Origin of the sequence: Lactiplantibacillus sp. B652 (genome assembly GCF_023806745.1) — a bacterium.
GTDB lineage: Bacteria > Bacillota > Bacilli > Lactobacillales > Lactobacillaceae > Lactiplantibacillus > Lactiplantibacillus pentosus.
In genome coordinates, this window is the sequence record NZ_JAMSKY010000074.1 from 1 (window position 1) to 412 (window position 412).

General features: G+C 41.5%; 1 protein-coding gene. It reads left to right on the top strand.

Annotated elements, in window-relative coordinates:
• Positions 1-412: IS30 family transposase (locus MZO40_RS17060; protein WP_252133481.1), on the top strand; the 412-nt coding region annotated here is incomplete at both ends.

The following is a 412-nucleotide window of genomic DNA, read 5'->3' on the forward strand; positions in this document are numbered from 1 at the left end:
CTGAACCGATCACCGTCAACAATTTCTTATGAATTATCTCGATGTCAACCTTATCAGGCTGAATTAGCACAAACAGATGCCGAATACAAGCGATCACGATGTGGTCGGAAAACTAAGCTGAGCGATGAGTTAAAGCAAAAAATTCTCAACCATTTACGTCTAAGCTGGTCACCAGGAATGATTGCTCACGAATTTAAACTAGCGACTAAATCTATTTATAATTGGCTAAATCAGGGGAGAATTGGTTTCTCTTTGAATGATCTACCTGAACATGGCGTACGCCAACGGCGTAACCTTGACCAACGATCCAAATATAATCAATCTTTGGGGCGATCAATTGAACAGCGTCCCATGATGATTAATCAACGTAAGCGCATCGGCGATTTTGAACTAGATACAGTCGTTGGTCCTC